Annotated in this window: 9 protein-coding genes; 1 reads left to right on the top strand and 8 read right to left on the bottom strand. The window is 45.8% G+C overall.

The annotated features are described in order from the left end of the window. Positions 1–125: 125 nt before the first annotated feature. From FDX03_RS15760 to FDX03_RS23525, 4 genes are all read right to left on the bottom strand, one after another. Positions 126–428 (bottom strand): helix-turn-helix domain-containing protein, encoded by a 303-nt coding sequence (locus FDX03_RS15760; RefSeq protein ID WP_137346211.1) that lies wholly within the window; start codon positions 426–428, stop codon positions 126–128. 4 nt (positions 429–432) lie between these two features. Further along, a complete protein-coding gene (locus FDX03_RS15765; protein ID WP_003842123.1) occupies positions 433–786 on the bottom strand; it encodes a type II toxin-antitoxin system RelE/ParE family toxin in 354 nt (117 codons plus the stop codon). A 497-nt stretch (positions 787–1,283) separates the two neighbouring features. Next, positions 1,284–1,505 carry a helix-turn-helix transcriptional regulator gene (locus FDX03_RS15770; RefSeq protein WP_137346212.1) on the bottom strand — a complete coding sequence of 74 codons (222 nt, stop codon included), beginning with the start codon at positions 1,503–1,505 and terminating at the stop codon, positions 1,284–1,286. Continuing rightward, positions 1,502–1,969 carry a hypothetical protein gene (locus tag FDX03_RS23525; RefSeq protein WP_124022135.1) on the bottom strand — a complete coding sequence of 156 codons (468 nt, stop codon included), beginning with the start codon at positions 1,967–1,969 and terminating at the stop codon, positions 1,502–1,504. Before FDX03_RS23525 ends, FDX03_RS15770 begins: the two co-directional genes overlap by 4 nt. A 406-nt stretch (positions 1,970–2,375) precedes the next feature. On the opposite strand from FDX03_RS23525, the gene FDX03_RS15780 reads away from it, so the two are divergent. Then, positions 2,376–7,229, top strand: a complete 4,854-nt coding sequence (locus FDX03_RS15780) for an ATP-binding protein (RefSeq protein ID WP_137346213.1) — start codon at positions 2,376–2,378, stop codon at positions 7,227–7,229. Positions 7,230–7,319: 90 nt separating this feature from the next. On the opposite strand, the gene FDX03_RS15785 is transcribed toward FDX03_RS15780, so the two are convergent. The 4 genes from FDX03_RS15785 to FDX03_RS15800 all read right to left on the bottom strand — a co-directional run bounded on the left by FDX03_RS15785 (position 7,320) and on the right by FDX03_RS15800 (position 18,766). After that, a complete protein-coding gene (locus FDX03_RS15785) occupies positions 7,320–9,446 on the bottom strand; it encodes a hypothetical protein (RefSeq protein WP_137346214.1) in 2,127 nt (708 codons plus the stop codon). Then, on the bottom strand, positions 9,439–13,422 hold the full coding sequence (locus tag FDX03_RS15790; protein ID WP_137346215.1) for a hypothetical protein: 3,984 nt from the start codon (positions 13,420–13,422) through the stop codon (positions 9,439–9,441). Before FDX03_RS15790 ends, FDX03_RS15785 begins: the two co-directional genes overlap by 8 nt. A 382-nt stretch (positions 13,423–13,804) precedes the next feature. After that, positions 13,805–17,386 (bottom strand): hypothetical protein, encoded by a 3,582-nt coding sequence (locus FDX03_RS15795; RefSeq protein WP_137346216.1) that lies wholly within the window; start codon positions 17,384–17,386, stop codon positions 13,805–13,807. 387 nt (positions 17,387–17,773) lie between these two features. After that, the gene (locus FDX03_RS15800) at positions 17,774–18,766 is read right to left on the bottom strand and encodes a hypothetical protein (protein ID WP_137346287.1); all 993 of its coding nucleotides are present in this window, start codon (positions 18,764–18,766) and stop codon (positions 17,774–17,776) included. Positions 18,767–19,044: the final 278 nt, after the last annotated feature.

Below are 19,044 nucleotides of genomic sequence, written 5' to 3' on the forward strand. Positions count from 1 at the left end.
CAGTGTTTTTAAAATCACAGGCTGGTGCAGTTTTACGGTCACGCGGCAGCAAAGCCTGTCGGCAATGCAGGCAGCAGCCCGTTATACAGAGGGGGCTGACGCTCCGGTTCAGGGAGCGTCAGTGTTTACAGTACAAATCCGTAGTGAGAGCCATCCGGCAGTTCAATATCAAGGCGTAGCTTGCCGCCGGTCGCCTCAACGTAACGTTTCAGCGTGGACAGTTTCAGGTCGCGCCCCGGTTTTTCCATACCGGCAACAGTAGGTTGTCTGATGCCCAGCACCTGCGCCATTTCGACCTGCGTTTTCTGTACTTCCTCGCGCAGTTCGGCAAGGTGGATGTTGAGCAGGATGTCCGTCGCCATCGCCTGAGCTTCGGCCACGACTTCAGGTTTTTCATCCGCAATAAGCTGTTCCAGCGTTCTGCCCATCGCGTTACTCCTTCTCTTTTATTGTGTTCAGCCAGTTCGTGAATTCCCGATCTGCAACCGGGAGCATCTCATCGTAAAAACGTTTTTCATTGCCGACCTTATTTCCGGCACAAAGTACAATGCCGGTACGGGTCGGATCAAAAGCGAAAAATGCCCGTATCGGATCACCCCGACTTTGAATACGCAACTCTTTCATGTTGCTAAAGCGGGAGCCTCTGAGCGTATCGGCATAAGGTCTGGACAAACCCGGCCCCTTTTCACGCAGGACCAACAGCGCTGCAAGCACGCTGGCCCGATCGGTATCATTAAGCGAGGAAAACCAGTGATCAAACATATCCGTTGTTTTAATCGTCCACACGGGACCTCCTGAATAATATAGGTTAAAAACTATATAGGTGTAAAGCTATAAAGATAATTATGAAACGATGGAATGAGGGATTCATGCGTCGTTGCTGCAAAGCTGAAGACGCATTCGGGTATTTCAGTGAATGGCATGCATAGCATTCACCGTTTTACGATCTGTACCGAAAAACCAGTTCAGATATTGACGCAATGTGAAGAGTGACCTTAACTGCAACGCAGTCCGACATTTTCAAAGGTATTGTCGGTAAAGGGACGACCAGCCTGAAATCAGGCCGCTTCTTGCAGGTCGTGAAGCGTATAAGGGCGCCCCGGAGGGCTATTTGTTGCAGAGAGAAAATAATGCGAATGTGACGAGTGCCGAAAGAGGAAACTGTTTTTGCCTGAAAAACATTTCCCGCTGATTTGGTTAAATGCTGAGTTGCCGCACGTTACTGGCATTCTCCCGATCTCTCATCTGCAAGGGCAGGAAAAAGATCGGGAGAGCCGTTTGTCTTATCGGTATTCTGGTTTACGGTAGCGTGAAGGCCAGATTTTTTCAGGCACAACATCTAACGCTTCAGCAATCAATCTTTCGCCTTTAGGCCAGCGGCGGGTAAGCGCATTTGCCAGCGTGGAGGATGCCAGCCCTGCCTGACGCGAAAGCGCTGACAGCGAAGTGCCACGTTTTTTCAGTCCGGCGATAATGTCGGCGGGATGCCAGTCAGACTGCATCATGCTTTAATCTCCACACCATCAATAAACTTCACGCCACCGGCGGTACGCAGCCAGCGCGGGGCTTTCATTTCCGCAGCGAAGTAGTTAATCAGGTCGTACAGCAGCCAGCTAAGGTACTTCTCTGTTTCAGAGGCAAATCCCAGCCCCGACAGAGTTTGCGTGATAGCAAGGCAGTAACGACAAAGCTCCGTACATTCAGGATCGAAACGCGGAGAACTGGCAGGCAGCGTGTCAACGGTCAGGCTTTCAACCAGATGGGGAGGAACAGGTTCTAACAGTGTGGGTTGCAGCAGCGTCAGACAGGTGTTGATTCTGCCGCAGAGCGCCATTTTCAACGCGGGATCGTTGCTTTCAATCAGGGTTTCGGCAAAGGTTTCGCAGTGACTGGCGAGTATGGTGAAATCCGTAGTGGCATTAAAGGGAACAGCAAGTGACGGGTGTGTCTGAGTGGGGATCGTAGCCATAAAGGCATCCTCCTGTAACGGGTTAAAAACCCACCACCAGAGGTTCCAATCTCATGGTGGTGGACTGAACGGGGTTGGAACTACCGGCGTTACAGGCAACCGGCGCACCTTTCGGTGCCCCCGCCCAGCCCACCATTGAGGTATAGCCGAGCGCACGACATAAAAAAAGACGCGGGCGCGTCGTATGTCGCCTGTAACATTTCTCGGGGTTCCAATCCCGGCGCCTGATTTTGCAGGTGCGGGGTAAGGATACTGCGATTGGTGATGGACGGCAAGAGCTCGCATTTGAAATACCATTGTCGCAATGACGGTTTTACCCGGGTACTGTACTTTTATCTCTTTGTTTTACCAATCGCCTGTCCGTAAAATAAACGCCAACACGGAATTCATGCTATGAAGGTGAAACTTGTCTGATACGAATATGAGCGGTCCCTCAAACGGTGGTGGCGCGGCAACCAGCAGCGGTATTATCTTTCAACAACAATTAGGCGCGTTTTTCGCCGCTCAGATCCTGAGTAATGACCCGTTGGATCCTTCATTAGTACTGGGTGATGCAGCACCTGTTCGGCTTCGTTTCGAAACTGAAGCGCCAGTTGACGATATTCTTGTGGCAACTTCTGTGGGCGGATTTCTTGCAATTCAGGCAAAAACAACGGTCCCACTTTCAGATAAAGAAAAGAGTCCTTTTTACCGGACAATTGAACAGTTCGTCCAACACTGGCTAACCTGTCGGGATGGTGATGGTTCTCTGGACTGGAACCGCCCTCTGTCGCCGGAGAAAGATCGGCTGATTTTAGCCGTAAGTATCAAAGCATCAGCGACTGTTCGGACCGATCTTTCCGCCGCGTTACGCCACCTTTCCCAACAAGGCCGCGGAGCTATGAACAGGAAACAGAAATCAGCGTCTGATATTTTCGAACGCTGTGTGTTGACCGCGTGGGGTCGGATTACCACGGAGCCCCAGCCATCAGGTCTGTTAGCCGAACTTGCCCGTCTGATTGTCGTTCACGTTGTTGATGTTGAAAATATCGCATCAACACTTCAGATGCGACTTAGCCGCAGTCTTGCCAGAGAAACTGACTCAGCAGCAGCCCTGAGTATTCTTGTCACCACCTGTGGGGAGATAATGTCCCGACGTGGTGGCTGTGATGCATTATTATTACGTAACCTGCTGGCAGGAAAAGGGATTAAACTGGCCGCACCGCCACAATATCAGGCGGATATTCATCAACTTATCCGCCACTCTCAGCACGTTGCCAATGTCTTGCAGCAGTATGAAACCATCGATAATTCCTCCGGCCAGCCGATTACCTTGCGCAGGGAATGCCAGGATGCGGTTGAGCAGGCTGTGCAGTCCGGCTCGCTATTAATTATTGGTGAACCCGGAGCCGGTAAAAGCGGCGTACTGAATGCACTGGCTCGTAGCCTGCGCAATCGTGGGGACGATGTTCTTGAACTGGCGGTTGATCACTATTCGGTTGAGTCACTCGAAGGACTGAGCCGTGAACTCCGGCTGGATCATTGTCTGACTGAAGTGCTTGAAGCATGGGATGGTACGTCTCACGGCTGGCTGATTATTGATGCACTGGATGCGACCCGTGGGGGTAAAGGTGAGGCCGTTTTTCGTCCCCTGATTGAACAGGTACTGAATCAAAAGGGGCGATGGCGCGTTATTGCCTCCATTCGCAGTTTCGATTTGCGTATGGGGGTGAAGCTTCGCGATCTGTTTAAGGGTCATCCCCCAGTGGCAGAACGTGCCGATACGCAGTTTTCTTCGGTTTGCCATATTGTTATTCCACGCTGGTCAGATAACGAATTCAGCCAGTTACTGGAACAATCTTCAGCGCTGACCGCAGCACTTAATCAGGCTTCTGACAGGCTTCGCGATTTAGCAAAAGTACCGTTTAACACACGATTGCTGGCCGACCTGGTTTCGCAATATGCTGATATTAATCTGAGTCGTATTTCATCCCAGAGCGAATTATTAAAACTCTACTGGCAGTATCGCGTTGAGAAACATGGGCTGAATGCTCGGCAGTGTCTTAAGGCTCTGGTTGATCATATGATTGCCACACGTTCACTCAGGGCTCCATCTCTGTTGACAGGCGCAGATGCTGATATGATTGATACACTCTCTCGTGAAGGCGTTGTCGTCAGGGAGGCTAGCGATCGCTGGGTACAGTTTCGTCATCATCTGCTCTTTGACTATGCTGCGGCAAAAATATCATTCGATCCTGACGCACTCATTGCGGGAACCTTGCGTTTCCCTAAACAGCAGGCTCAGGGATTGTTGCTTTCTCCCGCACTGGGTTTTGTGCTCCAGGAAATCTGGGATTATAACGAAGATCATCACGGTTTCTGGCAAGCGGTAAGTCATCTGGTTAATGATAGCGATGGCGATCCCATTATCCGTAGTTCGACAGGCCGAATTGCGGCTGAATATCCTGTTGCACAAAACGACCTGCTCTGCCTCGCTAAACGTGTGGCAATGGACGATCAGAACGTTATTTCCACACTCAGTCATCTCTGCGGCGCGCTGGCAATTCGATTTGAAGATGAAAAAGAAGTGGCTCTGCTTCCGTGGGTATATCTGGTCTCTGCTTTAACGCCTGACATCAATAAAGTCGCAGAGACATTGCGATTTTTGCTGCATCCGCTTACTAAGCAGGTGACTGATCCTGATCTACGCAATATTCTGGGTACAGCCTGCCGCGCCGTGCTTTCTTATGGCCTTAAGCAGAGTGAGCCGGGCTATTTTGTCAGAAGTGCTATACCTTTCGTTGCAGATACGATCAATACCAATGTTGATGCGTCTTGCCGTTTACTGGAGCAAATTATTTCCGTCAAACGTCTCCAGCATTTTGGTTCAGAGGAAATTCCCGTACTCTGTTACAACATCAAGAAAATCGCAGATTATGCTCCTGAGTTTGTTACCAGCGTATTCAAGTTTGTCTATCGCTACGATGTCACCGAAGAACGGCAAACTACGCTTGGGAACAGCCGAATTCTACCTTTGAGATCAAATGCCCGGCAGGACTATGAATCGGCTCGTTATTCACTCGGTGAGTTTTTCTCCCATTTTCTCGAACAACATCCCGAGCAGGCTGTTGATGCTGCCGTTAACGCTTTAAATGGATATGTTGCCCGGCACCATCCTGTCGATTCCCCAGTGATGCATTTATCCATTTCCGGGAATGATATCTTTCTTAAAGCCGATCACAGCCACATCTGGGCGTACAATCCTACAGGCGAACACGCGCATGACGGAGAAGTACTGGTTAAGAAACTATTTCAGCATTTGAAAAGCGCGACTGAACCAGACGTGTTAGTTCTCGCAGAACTTATTCGTCAAAAAGCCTCACTGGCAATCTTCTGGGCCAGGCTCTTTCTGGCGGCAAATGAACGTAATGATAGCCTGGTTGATTTTCTCTGGCCCATTGCCGCGCAGGAAGCGTTTATCCGGAACGAAGATACTCGTAAAGATGCTATCGATTTGGTCAGCAAAGGAATTGCCCGGCGTCCACTGGAGGAACGGCAAATGCTGGAGAATGCAGCATTCCGGTATAATTTCTCTGGCCATATTTACCCGGAAGAAGCAAAGAAACGACTGTTATATCGCCTTTTCAACGCGATTGGCTCAGATAATCTTTCTACTGAAGCCGCCCGGGACTTTCTGAAAAACACGCAGGGAGATGATGAAATATCAGGCAATAAAAGGCTTTTCGATATTTCTCCGGTAAACATTAGTACGGGTATACCTTATGATTTTATCGAAGATCTGGATCAAAATGAGCCAGCCAATGCCATGCTTATCAGTGCTGTCAAAACAGCGAAAACTGCACTGGGGTTAACGACAAATAATACACTCTCCTCTGAATTATCGCTGGAAGATGTTTTTGGCATTCTCGAGCCGCTTCGTGAACAACTCAATGCTGTAAATATTCATATCTATGTGCGCACAACCGCAGAGGATGTTATTGTTCGGACCTGCGCTGCGGCTGTTGAACAGAAATTATTACCGCCTGTAAATGACCATCGGGCAGATGAGCTGACCCCTCATTTTTTGGACTTATTGCATATGACTTCTCGCGCAGTATCGCCAACTGTCAACGAAGATACCGAGGATAATTTTGCCAACAGCGTTAGCTGGGGCTCTCCTGCACCGAGAATTGATGCTGCACAAGTTTTTCTGGATGTTATTCCATTACGTCCCGATCTGTACGATCGACTGAAACCAGATATTGAAAGGATACTGATTGATCCTCATCCTGCCGTTCGCCTTCAGGCATCAACACGCCTGTTACGATTGTGGGATATTGATCAGGAGAGTGTATGGCATTATCTGAATGAACGCGTGGAGCAGGAAATCAATACCGGCATAATAGAGCATATGGTTGGGTATGGAATAAGACATCTGCTATATACCGACCCGACGCGTTCTTTCTGTCTTATCCAGAAACTGCTGGGACGTTTTAGTAACGATCCTGAACGTCAGCACCGTATTCGCAAGATAGTTAGCATCGATCTGGCAATTCTCTGGGGAGTCCATGAAATCAGGGAAGCATATGATATTCTTCAATACTGGATTGTCGAACCCACTATTTATAGCCATGAACTTAAACAAATTTTATTTACATTAAGGGATGGATTCGTTCTTGGCTTTGCCGAACAGAGTACACCGAAGGACATTGGAATCAGACGACGGGCGTTAGATATAGCCTATAGCATTATTGATGCTGCCGGAAAAAAACTGGAAGAATATTCACCCCACACTGATCTGACAGAGATTGAACTGGAAGACGTAAGACGCTGTTTTGCAATTATAGACGGAGCATGTCTGCAACTTCGCTTTGTTTGTGAAGGGAAACATAATCCTGAGAAACCATTAGAAAAAGAAGAAGTTAAGAGATTTCTAAACGAAACTGAACTGCACATGCGGCGCATTGGTGATTGCAGCACGCCACACACTATTTACTACCTTCTGGAACTGCTGGAGACGCTGGTTCCTGTCGATCCTGCAAAATGTTTTGATCTGATGGCCCATGCATTACGTCACGGAACAAGGTTTGGTTTCCAGAACGAACATATGGGAATGGAACAGTTGGTAAAAATGATGGGGGTGTTTCTTGCCGACTATAAAATCATTTTTGAAGAAGAGCACCGACGCACCAGTCTGATAGAAAGTCTGGATATTTTTATGGATGCAGGCTGGCCATCTGCCAGGCGTTTGCTTTATAGGTTGCCGGAGTTGATTCAGTGAACGAACAGGTTCGATATTATCCGGTTTAAAAATATTCAGGCCATAACACATGGCCTGATCAAGAATAACCCACGTTAAAAGCTGATAGAATTAGTTATGCAGCATTAAACGCGATATCTTTTCCAGAAGAGATGTCTGACTGACTTCATTATAACGGGTGGTATCGTAAGTTAAAGTTCGCAACAGTAGTTCAGTTGCTGGTTGCGCCATCACATCAGCCTCTTTACCGTCAAATGTTGTCGCCACCAAATTATAAACTAAGGTTGCCCTGTCCATAATCTGGTTGGGTTGGTTACTTTTGGTACAAAAAAGTAATGCTTCATTACCTCGTTTTTCAATAAAGAGTTGTTGATACTGGCTGACAGCATGACTTTTAGGTTTTGGAGTTAAGTAGTAAGGCAAACATGTTTTATCCGCTGCACCAAATTTATTAATTTTATCCTGATTCTCTTCTGCTACCTGAAGAGAACAACGCTCCGCAGAACCTAATAATCTCGGAATACGAACGGTATTGTATCGTTTAATCACAACCTCATTTCTTGTATCAACAAGATAGAAATTATCATCACGCAATTTATCAATACAGTTGACATTCATCCCTGGAACATTATTACGGAAATCGACCTCATCGGTATACATTTTCGGCTCTGCGATGTTCATTACGCCATGGCTGAATACGACGGGCGTAGCAACGCCATAAAAATCATTCCCTCTTCTGTTTCCGGAAGAGGAACACCGAATTGAGACAAGAATATATTCACCATCGTTAATGCTAAAACCGGTAAGTTTCTTTCTCACCAGCACTGCTTCTTTTAGCCAAAGTTCACTGCGGATCATTTCCAGCTTAGCGACAGGTACTGGATTAAGCACTTTTTTAACCGACTGGGTAACAGGATCTTTTTTATTCTGCTCTATAGATTCAATATTACATCCCTGAAAGACTCGCTGATGATTATTCTCAAAATCAAGGATGAAATCCACTTTTAGCCTTGAATAATAATCCAATAGCTCTTTTTTACCCGCTTTTGCTTCATTCAATGCCTGCCAGGTAGAGTTTAAGAAGGTATCATCACCAAGAGAAATGCTGGACCCGTTTATTTTTTTAGACTGATTCAGCACCAGATAGTTAACATTTTTATCCAGTTCAATAAGTTCTCGAGGTGGCATTATAACTACTGCACCTAATTCTTTTTTCAGATAGTGAATAAATAGCTGATGCGCCTCTGTATTTTCTCCACTATTAATATTATCTATAATAACTAACGGACGCTGAAGTATTTTACTATTGGTCGTTAAAAAGTTTAACTGGCAGTGGGTTGCGTAAAAAACACGTGGCGAGAAAGTGATATTAGCCTGAGACAGGATATCACCGAGCACGCGCTGAACCAGATTCTCTGCGTGATTTTTGCAGCCAGAATAATCCTTACTGGCAAAACGCATATAGGGCATTTTCCGGTATTTTCTACCATCTACTTTCTCAAGCAACTGCAATGATTTTTTACCCTTAATCAGAATCCGACCATAATCGCTGAGTACACCAAGCTCTTCCGCTTTAGCTCTGAAGCAGATCCCTTTCAGAGTAAAGGTGAGGTCACCATAATCCGGGCTGTAAAAGAGGTCACTTTGCAATGCATCGACGTAATAGTTTCCTCTCTTGTCTGGTTCTTCTTTTTGTACGACAGCACCCAGAAAAACTTCGCTATTATAGGCCCCATAACTCACCTCAAAATACTTCCCGGCATTCTCTAAAAAATGTAGTTTCAGACGCAACCCGAGCACAGTTTGAGCAATTTTATATTGATCAAAGCCCTTTATTTTTAGTTCATTAACCCATTGATGATACGGACGGGCATCTGGTGACAGAAACATCACAAGATAGCTGTTTGCTTTTCTTAACGTTTGATACTGAAACTCCCTGTTATTTTTCACTCCCAGCTTTAAGGATAATGTATTTTGAATTTCCCTGTGCAACTCAATAAAAAAATCATCCCATTTCATGGTGTATTCTTTTACCTTGTTGATACAGATTGCATCAATTCCCCAACCATTTGCCGAGGATAATTGCAGAAGTTTTTCCAACATTACATCAGCAGCATCATGAATATCAAAGAGCTGTGTTCGTGCTTTAGGTGCATAATCTGAAGGCTGAAGGTCCCATTCGGCAGCCATCACAACATCCGTTTCATTATGCTGTAGACTATCAGTTACATCAGTCATAATTCACTCCTAGAAGATTAAGTAAGTATTCATTTATTCTTAATTCTGATTTTATTTTTGCATCATAAGGATTTTTGCCATTATCTTTTTCATAAGATGAAATACTTTTAAAAAGGTTATAATAACAGATCCCCTTATGGTTAGAATGTTCGGCACGAATGTTGAGGCTGTTTAAAGCATATCGGGTATTAAGATAAACAACATCAACACCATCAAACTGTGTTTTTTCTGCAACGATTTTCTGCAACTCACTGACTTTCCCCAATGAGTTATTATGCATTTTTTTCGCTAATTGGCGGTTATTTCCTTGCATTCGCCAGTTTTTTACATCGATTGCAACAATCCGGTTCTTGTTAATGCAGTACACATCAAACAGCTCATAACAATGGCTATCCAGATAGTGTGACAGCTCTTGTGGTAGGATGGGCGTAATATTCATTTCCTGGAGCACAAGGTGTAATTGCCATTCACCAATGTTGCCAATCAAAAGTGGCATCAATGAAGGGATGGGAATGTATTGTTGTAAAGGCGTGGCCTCTAATCCCAGAATCTTCGCAAAAATACGCTGTTCAGTCCCGGATGACTCTTCAGCCATGGCTTCATGATATTGGGGTAAACAATATTCCGGTTTGTATGGATTTGCCCCAGCTGAAATATCTGTTAATCCATAACCATCTAAGGTTTTAGCTAGTATCACATTTTCCCAATCGGCAGTGCGCTCCAGATAAAAATGGCTTACACAGTCGCTAAGGTAAGCATTTTTCTTAATAATCGCGTTGCGTTTAAGACGCTTCATATATGACTGAGGATCGGTAAAACAGTCCCGGTGACGTAATGCTTCATTTAACTCAATTGCATTTCGATCACCTTGTCTTGCCAGTGGCAGAATTTTATTTTTCAGTTCAGCTTCAAAGTCACTATACATATCTATTGCTTTAACAACTTTATTTTCAAATTCGCTACGCTGACTATCGAAAGAAAAGCTGGCTTTTAATAAATCCTCTTTTGCGCGTTTGAACCATAGGTGGTTATGCAGACTCAGGGAAGCAAGTAACGGTTGTGCATTTGGATGACGATCCAAATCCCGAAAAACACACAATGCATTATGATGAACACCAGAAGGTAAACGAATAATCCCATCCATTTGGGCATCACGCCGTTCTGTGCGGCCAATAGTTTGCATTGCAATTTTATGAAGCTCGACGGTATGTTCAGTATCCAGCAATTGGGCAGCATCAGAATCAACTAGATCCGTATCGAAATCACCAACCTGACGAGGCACGCTTCCATGAGCATAATGCTTAAGTAAGGTAATATAATTTTCCAGCGTGTTTCGCGATGGAGTTGCATTAATCTGACTCCAGTAGCTACCGCAGACCATTGCTAATTCATCAAAGTCGATTTGCTCTGAATCTGCTCCTGTAGGTTCTGACGGTACCGGATAAGTGACATAATAATTAAGCCCTGTGCCAGCCCCCTGGAAGTGGGAAACCATGCATATTGCTAAGTTTTGGTGATCAATTTGCAGATAGTCTCTTACCGGATCTTCCCGGTTGAGTTTTGAATCAAACATGACGACACGTAATCTATGCCGCTCAGCAAAAGGAGTGATTTCAAATACACGAGGTAAATCGTTCCCCCGACGTGTTTCATTGTCAAGAATAGCGACCCCACGATAGGGATTTGCACTTAACTTATTGGCACGAAGAAAATTCCCGATAATCGCAAAAAAACGGCTACTGATCCCAATACATAGAATGTGCCGACCAGTATAGGCCGCAAGTAACATACTCTGTAACTGGCGATGAAACTCTCGTTTATGATAGCGATTAAACTGAACGGCTGTAGAGTATGGTTCGAGCATTTTGAGCCAGAAACGATATGCATTCCTGAACTCAGGCTCCTCGTTTTGTGGTAAAAACTCCAGTACCTGATCGTCAAATACCTCCAGCGCTACAGGACGATGAAGGTTTCTGTTGTCGCGGATCGCCGACAGGGGCGAAGCAGAATCAACATCCCGCTGCCTGATGCGATAGTTCAAGTCACGGGCGTATTTATCCAGAAACGGGCGGCTGTACTGCCCATTATACGTTGCAGGAAATCCTGCTGTAGCAGACAGTAAAATAATAGTATTACGTGTATTATAAAGCACACGTAATAATGCTATTTCGGGTAACTCCTTAATTAACTCCATCCGAAATTTGAGTAATACCCATCCCCTCAGTTGTTCAGCCTCAATTCTTACCTGTTCACGTGGCGAAAGGGAAAACAATGTCTTGGGTTGAAAATAGGTAAAAAAGTCATCTATCAACTGTTCTTTCTGAGGTTCACTGGAAGACAAATGATCTATATCTCCTTTAATACTTTGGGCTTTACGAATGAAAACAGACAATGGGTTATTCTGATTTGCCATCTCCTGCTGTGCAAGCAAATCGCAGACATGTTTGGGTGTTTCCAACCGGGCAGAGGCTAATAATAGAGCAGTCAGTGTCTGATACAGTTCATATAGGGTAAATTCATCTGGAACTTTTTTGTCATCTTCAGAAACATAGACTTCAGTGTATGAATGACGCCCGTGACTACGTAAATGAATACGACGAAGATCTGACTCACGGTAAAATCGCTGAATCTGATAACTGAAAATATTACCAATTAACGCGATAACCTGCTCAGCATTACGGCTATCGACGACGATATCAAGCAAACTATTTCTAAAGAGTCTGGTCAGCTTCTTAAGATCGAAATCTGGTCGTAAATCACATTGTAATAAGGCTTTGTTGATCTCATCGACATAATTTTTCAGAGGGGTATACCCTGGCGCTCTTTCATCGGAAGAACATTCATCCACATATTCCAGTACACGATGTAAAATTGCCAGTAACGAAGGAAGCTGCTGATCGTCGTTCATTAATGTCTGGCAAACATTCTGCTGGAAGATACGGTAGGCTTCGTGCTCTTCGTCCAGAACTAATGTAAAACGAATATCACGTTGTGCGAAAGGTGAGTCTTCGTCGGTTATCCAATATTGCTCTTTTAAGCTCTCAATTCGCTGTGGATTAGTCTGGTTAGCAATCTCGCCTAACGGATTCACTTTGAGGCTTTTTTTCTGACCCAGAACGTGGTCCAGTTGTTGTGAACTCCGGTGATAGCCGCCTTCTTTATCACGTTTCAGTAACAGCACACTTCCATCGAACTTTTTCGTCGTGGCCAGCAAGATACATCGGCGATACAGTGCAATCTGAAACGGGAAAAGATGTTTAACCATTTCCGTCGCCAGTGCATATCGAGGGTTAGCCGCTTCCCCATCAAGTAAAGCCGCCAGATCCTGATTCAGGGCATTAAGCATCGCCACAGTCGCTTCCTGTAATCGACCGGCTAAATGAAAACTATTGAGACGTAACTCATCCTCCAGACGTTTTTGTTCAAACGTTGCCCCCACTTTAATCTCTGTTTCCAGACGTACTTCCAGACTATTACGCGCATCAACTTCCGCTTTCAGACGTTGAAAAATAAGCTGAATGTCACCAGACATCAATTTGTTGGCTTGCTTGATCCAGCGGCGATAACGTTCCCGGTTTGTAGGTGTTTTCCCTTCAGGAGATTTCACCCATGAAGTAAAACCAAGATCTGCGATATCCCCTTGCGAAAGATAAGGTAACAATTCAATCTTCTTATCTCGGGCGCGAGCGATAAGTTGTTCCGGGATGTCAATTTGTGATTTCAGCGGTGTGATAAACACCAGATTGCGATGGCTATTGCCTGGGTTGATTGCTGGATTTACGCTTTCGATGTATTGAGCGAAAACGTTATAGCTTTTGCCACTCGCCGTACCATCCTGGGACTGAATCAGTAGTGGTGTATCTGCTTCGGTAAAGGAGTAAAACGTACCGGCCTGTTTTCTTGCTGCGGTAATGGCTTCTCTGACACTTTGTGGTAATGGAAGATGTCGAATGTTGTGATTTTGTTCGGATTGCATGTCTTCAATTCCTTCTGGCACAACTGCATTTTGAAAATCGGGTATGGACGTATTAACGCACCAAACACAGCGTTAGAGGGCTATGTGAAATACTCGCTGAGACGGCTTGTATTCGAGGGGTTGTACGGGCACTTATTATGCTACGCCCAATCGCAACCGTTATGGTAGTTAAGTGCGTATTTTACCTGACATTATGCAAACGTCAGAAACTTAATCCCATATTTTTATATGGTTAAACATTCATGTCTGCGGTCGTCGGTTGGGATACGTTTTTGATGTAACCAGTGAGATCGAAAAGCTGTAATCGTACAATATGGTAACGGAAGCCTGGGTATATTCTCTGGCTTCCGCTGTTTTGTCAGGAGAGGGGAAATGCAATAACCTATGTTTGCAACAAAGCAGTCACCAGATCCTGAGTCAGTAAAGTTGATTGAAGCATCAGTAACGCTTCGCCTCCTGGAGTGAATTGACCATGTAGCATAGCCGCCTCTCCCGCAGCGATGGCAACTCGCCCAGATATACATTCTTCATTGAGTTGCCGGAGCAGCATTTGAACTGGCGTACCTTCTGCTATCTGTTCAAATTCTTGCAAAGCGGCTATCAGTGCTTTTTCATCTTCCTGACGTACAGATTGCTCCACCCCGGGACGACTCTCTGTTCCAAGATCGAAATGACGTAATCCATCAAGCTCGCTGATGAGTGCCAATACGGGCTGCGCGGCCTGAGTCAGCATATCGTTCAGTCGGGGGAATTTTAATTCATCTAGCCAGTCATCAACGGCATACGGAGAAGCAAAGAGATTAATTATCGCACTGACAGTAAGGCGCGATACTAAAATTCCTGCAATACGGGGAATAATCCATAGACGACGATGGTTGCCAATTGCATTCTGAATATACGCTCCATTTTCCTCAAGCCATATCAGCCAGTCTTCGGGATACTCAAGATCAACAATCGCCAGAAATTCTGATGTTGGCCACGGTAAAGGCTCCTCCCAGTCAGGGCGAGCATGAAGTTCTATTGCAATTTTTTCGCTTTCCAGTCTGGTTTCTACTTCCACTAGGCAATCGGATACTAATTTATTAAATTGACGCCTCACCACTCTGACAGCACTACTCAATGCTCCTCCACGGGTAGCCAGTTTGGCTTCTGCTACCCATAGTTGTGTTGGTTTCTTTCCCTGAGTCCCTGCTTCTGCTGACAGCAAACGTAGCGACATGATGAGTTCTTGCAATCGGGTAAAGGATTTTTCTGGATATCCGCCGATCAAATCCCATGGGTAATTCTTTGACTTTTCTATGTCTTTTAACAAATCTTTCAGCCACGAAATGTATGCTCCACACCCTTCAGGAAGAGAGATAAATCGCCGTATAAGATCCGCAGAACAACAAAATAATATATTCTGAACAGGCGTGGCATGCAGCTCTGTAGCCATACCGATTAGATTACCTCCGTTTGGCGGAGTGAGTTCACGGGTAGCTTCATGCACGGCACCATATCGCCCCAGAATTTTAGATGACGGCGTTTTGCCACGTAAGGCGCCGTCCAGAATTTTTTCAACGAGTGGAACGAGTTCATTTAACAGTACAAGAGCACGCCGTAAGTAGTCCGTATAGTTTTCTGTCCCTACCAGCCTGGCTGCCGTCGCAATCCAACGTTTATTCCATTCGGGTAATGCAGATGGAGGCAAGTTATCTCTGGGAATTCGCTTAGTCGCAAGGGGATAATCTGGCGTTCCTGAAAGAAAACCTCCCGCTGCAACAGCATCAACAGCGACAACTGCGGCCGTAGGATCTATTCCAAGCAGGAGTGTGCAAAGCTGTACAGCGTCTTCATGAACGTCTGTCTGAACGGAATGGGCAACATGGAAGATTGAGCTACGTAACAATCGACCTTCCGGTGCACTTTCAATAACAACAGGACCAGCCCATGGGACCTCAAGTGGAACACGTGCAATTAATTGCTCTGGATTATTGTTCCTAGCCCATACCATTGCAATCTCAGTATCGACAAGCCGGGCGGCACCCAGTAGATCGGCGATTGACATGAGATCCAGCTTATCAAAACAGGGCCTTACATCAGCAATCATCTGCCGAATATTAACTGGGGTCGCTAATCCTAATAGAGCACCAAGAAGTTCGCGAAGGTTTGATACCGTCGCAACAGAAACGATCTGCTTAATAGCTGTTGATGAAAGCTGAGAGAGTAAAGCCAGACGGGGGTCAGAAGCAGAGCGTGTTTGCAATACCCGCATTGAATCTTTAATACGTTCAGGGAAAATATCCGAGGAAAGGTCTGCATTAGCTACAGCAAACATAACAATACCTGTGATAAGCGTCGATTCTGCCCCCATCGCTTTCACCTCCGGGATCCAATCCCGCAGCGTCATCTCAATATGTGCTTGCCCCAATCCTGAAAGCACAGTAGCTAACACAGCGGGATTGTGCTCACGCTCGATTCGGGTCGTAATCGCCTTAATCAAAGCAGCTTTCGCTTCTGGATAATGGATGATGATATAAGCCACAAACATATCCAGATTCATGTTGTGAACAGCAAGTACAGCTTCTGCGATGGTATGCAACAGTGTTGGTGGCGGATACTTATGGCAGAAACTGGAAATAGCCGCAGAGCGTAGCTGATGCAGCCCTCCCAACTGCCCATTTCGGGATTTGGAAATGAGATGTTCATCAATGAGCCGCCGCAGCGCTCGGGAAAGATCGCTCTGAGAGAGGTCTAAAACTTCAGATAACCGGTCAATATCAACCATCGCCCCCGCAGCACCAGCCAGTGCGGTAATACGAAGAATAGCCAGCTCGGCATCCCTTGCCTCACGAAGGCGACAATCTATCTGTTCTCCAAGAACTATTTCCAGCCGTTCACCACGGGTGAGGATATGCGTGTACTCGAGCAAAAGCCCATTACTTTGCGCCCATGGCTCTCGCCAGCCAGCCCATGTGGTTTGTCCCTGATGAGAAAGCTGTTGCCAAATACGTTCTGCGACAACGTCTTCCACGGTTGGGCGGATCTCTCCGGCGAAAGACCGGGTAGTTAGCATAAAAATGTCTTCTTCTCTGATTGAACCGAGTAGAAGAATGCCGCTTCCGGCTCTTGCCTCACGCAGCAAGCTATCCCAAAGGCCCACTTTTCCTTTACCCACATCATCAAAAATAAAACCAACGGGCGCTGTAGATGACGCTCTTAATGAACGGGCAAAACGGATAAGCAAATGGGAGTCAAAGCTGTCACCTCGCGTAATTTCAAACCAGCGTACTGTATGTCGGCTGACGCGGGCTGTTTCCCACATGAGAGCTGATTTACCGGTACCCGACTGCCCAACGATGAGAGCAGCTCTTTGGGTAGCCAGCATAGTCAAAACCGCACTGCGCGCTTCAGGTCTTTCCACTACAAGGCCCGCAGCAAGATGGGCCGGTCGGGTATCAACTCCCTGATAAAATACAGGCTCGTCTACCGTAGTCAGAAAATCAATAGCATCGCAGTATCCTTCACGCAGAGCCATCTCCATGCCCGCTACATCAAGGATAGGCTCCATTCGACGAATAACCGCTTCGACATCGGATATAGCCAATCCTTCGTATATTCCATTCTTAACCATCCCATTCGCATCAGCCAAACCACCAATGTGGTTTAACAATTCACCGTAGTAAACTTGTGCAGCCACTGGTGCACAAGAAAGTGTATGACTGATAGTTTCGATTGCTTTTTCCGCAGGTCCAGCAGCTATCCAGATATGAGTACGAGGTGCAAGTAATTTCCAGCGAGAGTCTCCCCGCAGAACTTCAGCTAAGCCGGTATGTTCAGTGAGAATATAATCTGTTTTTGGCCCCTGTATAACAGGGCGCTCAAGGATCAGATTCAAATCTTTGCCAGGATCCGGAGATACTTCGTACCGGCTCCAAAGCGCTCGCACAAAACCAACAACCTCACTAATCGGGAATAATCCCATGTGATCACGACGAGACTTAACTTGTACTAGAGCAGAGCCCCTGGAGCCCTGTAACTCGTAATCATCTCGCCCCTCAGGGATCACGGAGCCATAGTGAAGTTCTTGATTCCAACAGCGGAGTGACAACCATACTCCGACTGCATCCTGATAGCGAAATCCCCGTCCAGCATGCGATCCTGCCCCCGATGAACCCGACCCTTTGCGTTCCATGATATTTCACCTGCCCGGATAGACCATGTTGTTAAAAGAATATGCTCACGCGTGAGATATGTCGTTACAGCACCCTTTTTCAGTAAGAAGTTGAGTCGCCGTCGAACAAGGCATTAATTAGTATCCCTCGAATGCCTATGGCTTCCGCCACCTGAACCAGAAGACAAAAAATACCAATTAGGCATCATTAGCTTTTAAAATCTCTCCGCACAATCGCAACTTAGGCGGCTTTGCCGGTGTAATAACCCCAATCCTGACTGGCAAAGAACCCTCTTTTTGGCATTGTTTCTTGATCAGCTGCCAGTTTTCGGTTTCAAACTCCATGTGAGTAATCAGGGAATCAAAGGCTCCATCGGCAACTTCTATTTTTAGCTGTTTATCTTCTCCACTGTCAGAGAAATTAGATTCAGCCTCCTTCGATACCTCGTTTCCCAGTCCATCGATACTATTTTTTAACTCGTCAAAGCAACTTGCAGCAGCACGTGGCGTCTGGAAAAACAAACCACTAATGAAAATCGCTTCCATCACTTCATGGAAGGAAAAGGAGGTATCCCCATAAACAAAACGACTTCGACCGGTACTATTCACACCAGAGACACTTTCTTTTAGCAGCTCATCCTTCTGTAAGGTCATCAACGTTTGCTTGTTGTAGAGGATCACTGGCAGATTTTTAATTTCGTGGATATTTTCGCTAAGGCTCCAGCGTTCTTTATCTCCTTTGATAAAACCGGAAGCATCACAGCTACTTTCAATATCAAATTCTTCAGTAGGGATCCGCTCACGGTTAAACCAGGCTGTAAAATCCTCACCGTCTCCCATATCCTGATGCTGATATGCGCGGTAAACAGAGCTACGGCGATCAATGCCAATCCATTCAAGATCCCATGTGGTAGGTTTAGATGGTTTTCTTACTTCGTCAATATAGGCTCCAACATCCCGATCCAAGTAAGCGGTTAGCAATTCCTTCCACGGCTCAATCGCAAAAAAGATATTCGCCAGCGTTGTTCCTTCTTCAATCATCACGGTATGACGAAAGAACCTGAGAAGAAAAAATGGATCGGTATCTGAAATGGCTTTCTGTATTGAGAGTAACGGAAGGGCCGTCGTTTCATCATAGTCAGAACGAAAGCGTAGTATTGAGTCCGAGCAGAAAATTAGTTTACCTTCCATCATTTATCTGGCTCCTGATGTTATGTAGTAATCCTTGGCGATCTACCGCACAGCTTTTTTGCGCTTTATCTGGTTTGAAGAAAAGCATAGATGAGGTGGTGTACAAGCCATAGTACTCGACTTGTGTACAGAAAGAAAAAACCAGAAAAAATAGGTGGTCATTCTGGTGGTCTTGACAACCCCAATTTTTAGGTTTAGCTTACCAATCAGCCAGTTAATGGCGAAGGCGATCCCAGTCAGAGGAGCCATATTTAAGAAGCCCGCTTAAGGAAACTTAA

The sequence above is a fragment of the Citrobacter sp. wls827 genome (genome assembly GCF_005280875.1).
Classification (GTDB): Bacteria; Pseudomonadota; Gammaproteobacteria; order Enterobacterales; family Enterobacteriaceae; genus Citrobacter; species Citrobacter youngae.

Bases quoted from the DNA above. Each gene is read 5' to 3' on its own strand.
- FDX03_RS15760 (WP_137346211.1), bottom strand. From the start codon at position 428: ATGGGCAGAACGCTGGAACAGCTTATTGCGGATGAAAAACCTGAAGTC.
- FDX03_RS15770 (WP_137346212.1), bottom strand. From the start codon at position 1,505: ATGATGCAGTCTGACTGGCATCCCGCCGACATTATCGCCGGACTGAAA.
- FDX03_RS23525 (WP_124022135.1), bottom strand. From the start codon at position 1,969: ATGGCTACGATCCCCACTCAGACACACCCGTCACTTGCTGTTCCCTTT.
- FDX03_RS15785 (WP_137346214.1), bottom strand. From the start codon at position 9,446: ATGACTGATGTAACTGATAGTCTACAGCATAATGAAACGGATGTTGTG.
- FDX03_RS15790 (WP_137346215.1), bottom strand. From the start codon at position 13,422: ATGCAATCCGAACAAAATCACAACATTCGACATCTTCCATTACCACAA.
- FDX03_RS15795 (WP_137346216.1), bottom strand. From the start codon at position 17,386: ATGGGATTATTCCCGATTAGTGAGGTTGTTGGTTTTGTGCGAGCGCTT.
- FDX03_RS15800 (WP_137346287.1), bottom strand. From the start codon at position 18,766: ATGGAAGGTAAACTAATTTTCTGCTCGGACTCAATACTACGCTTTCGT.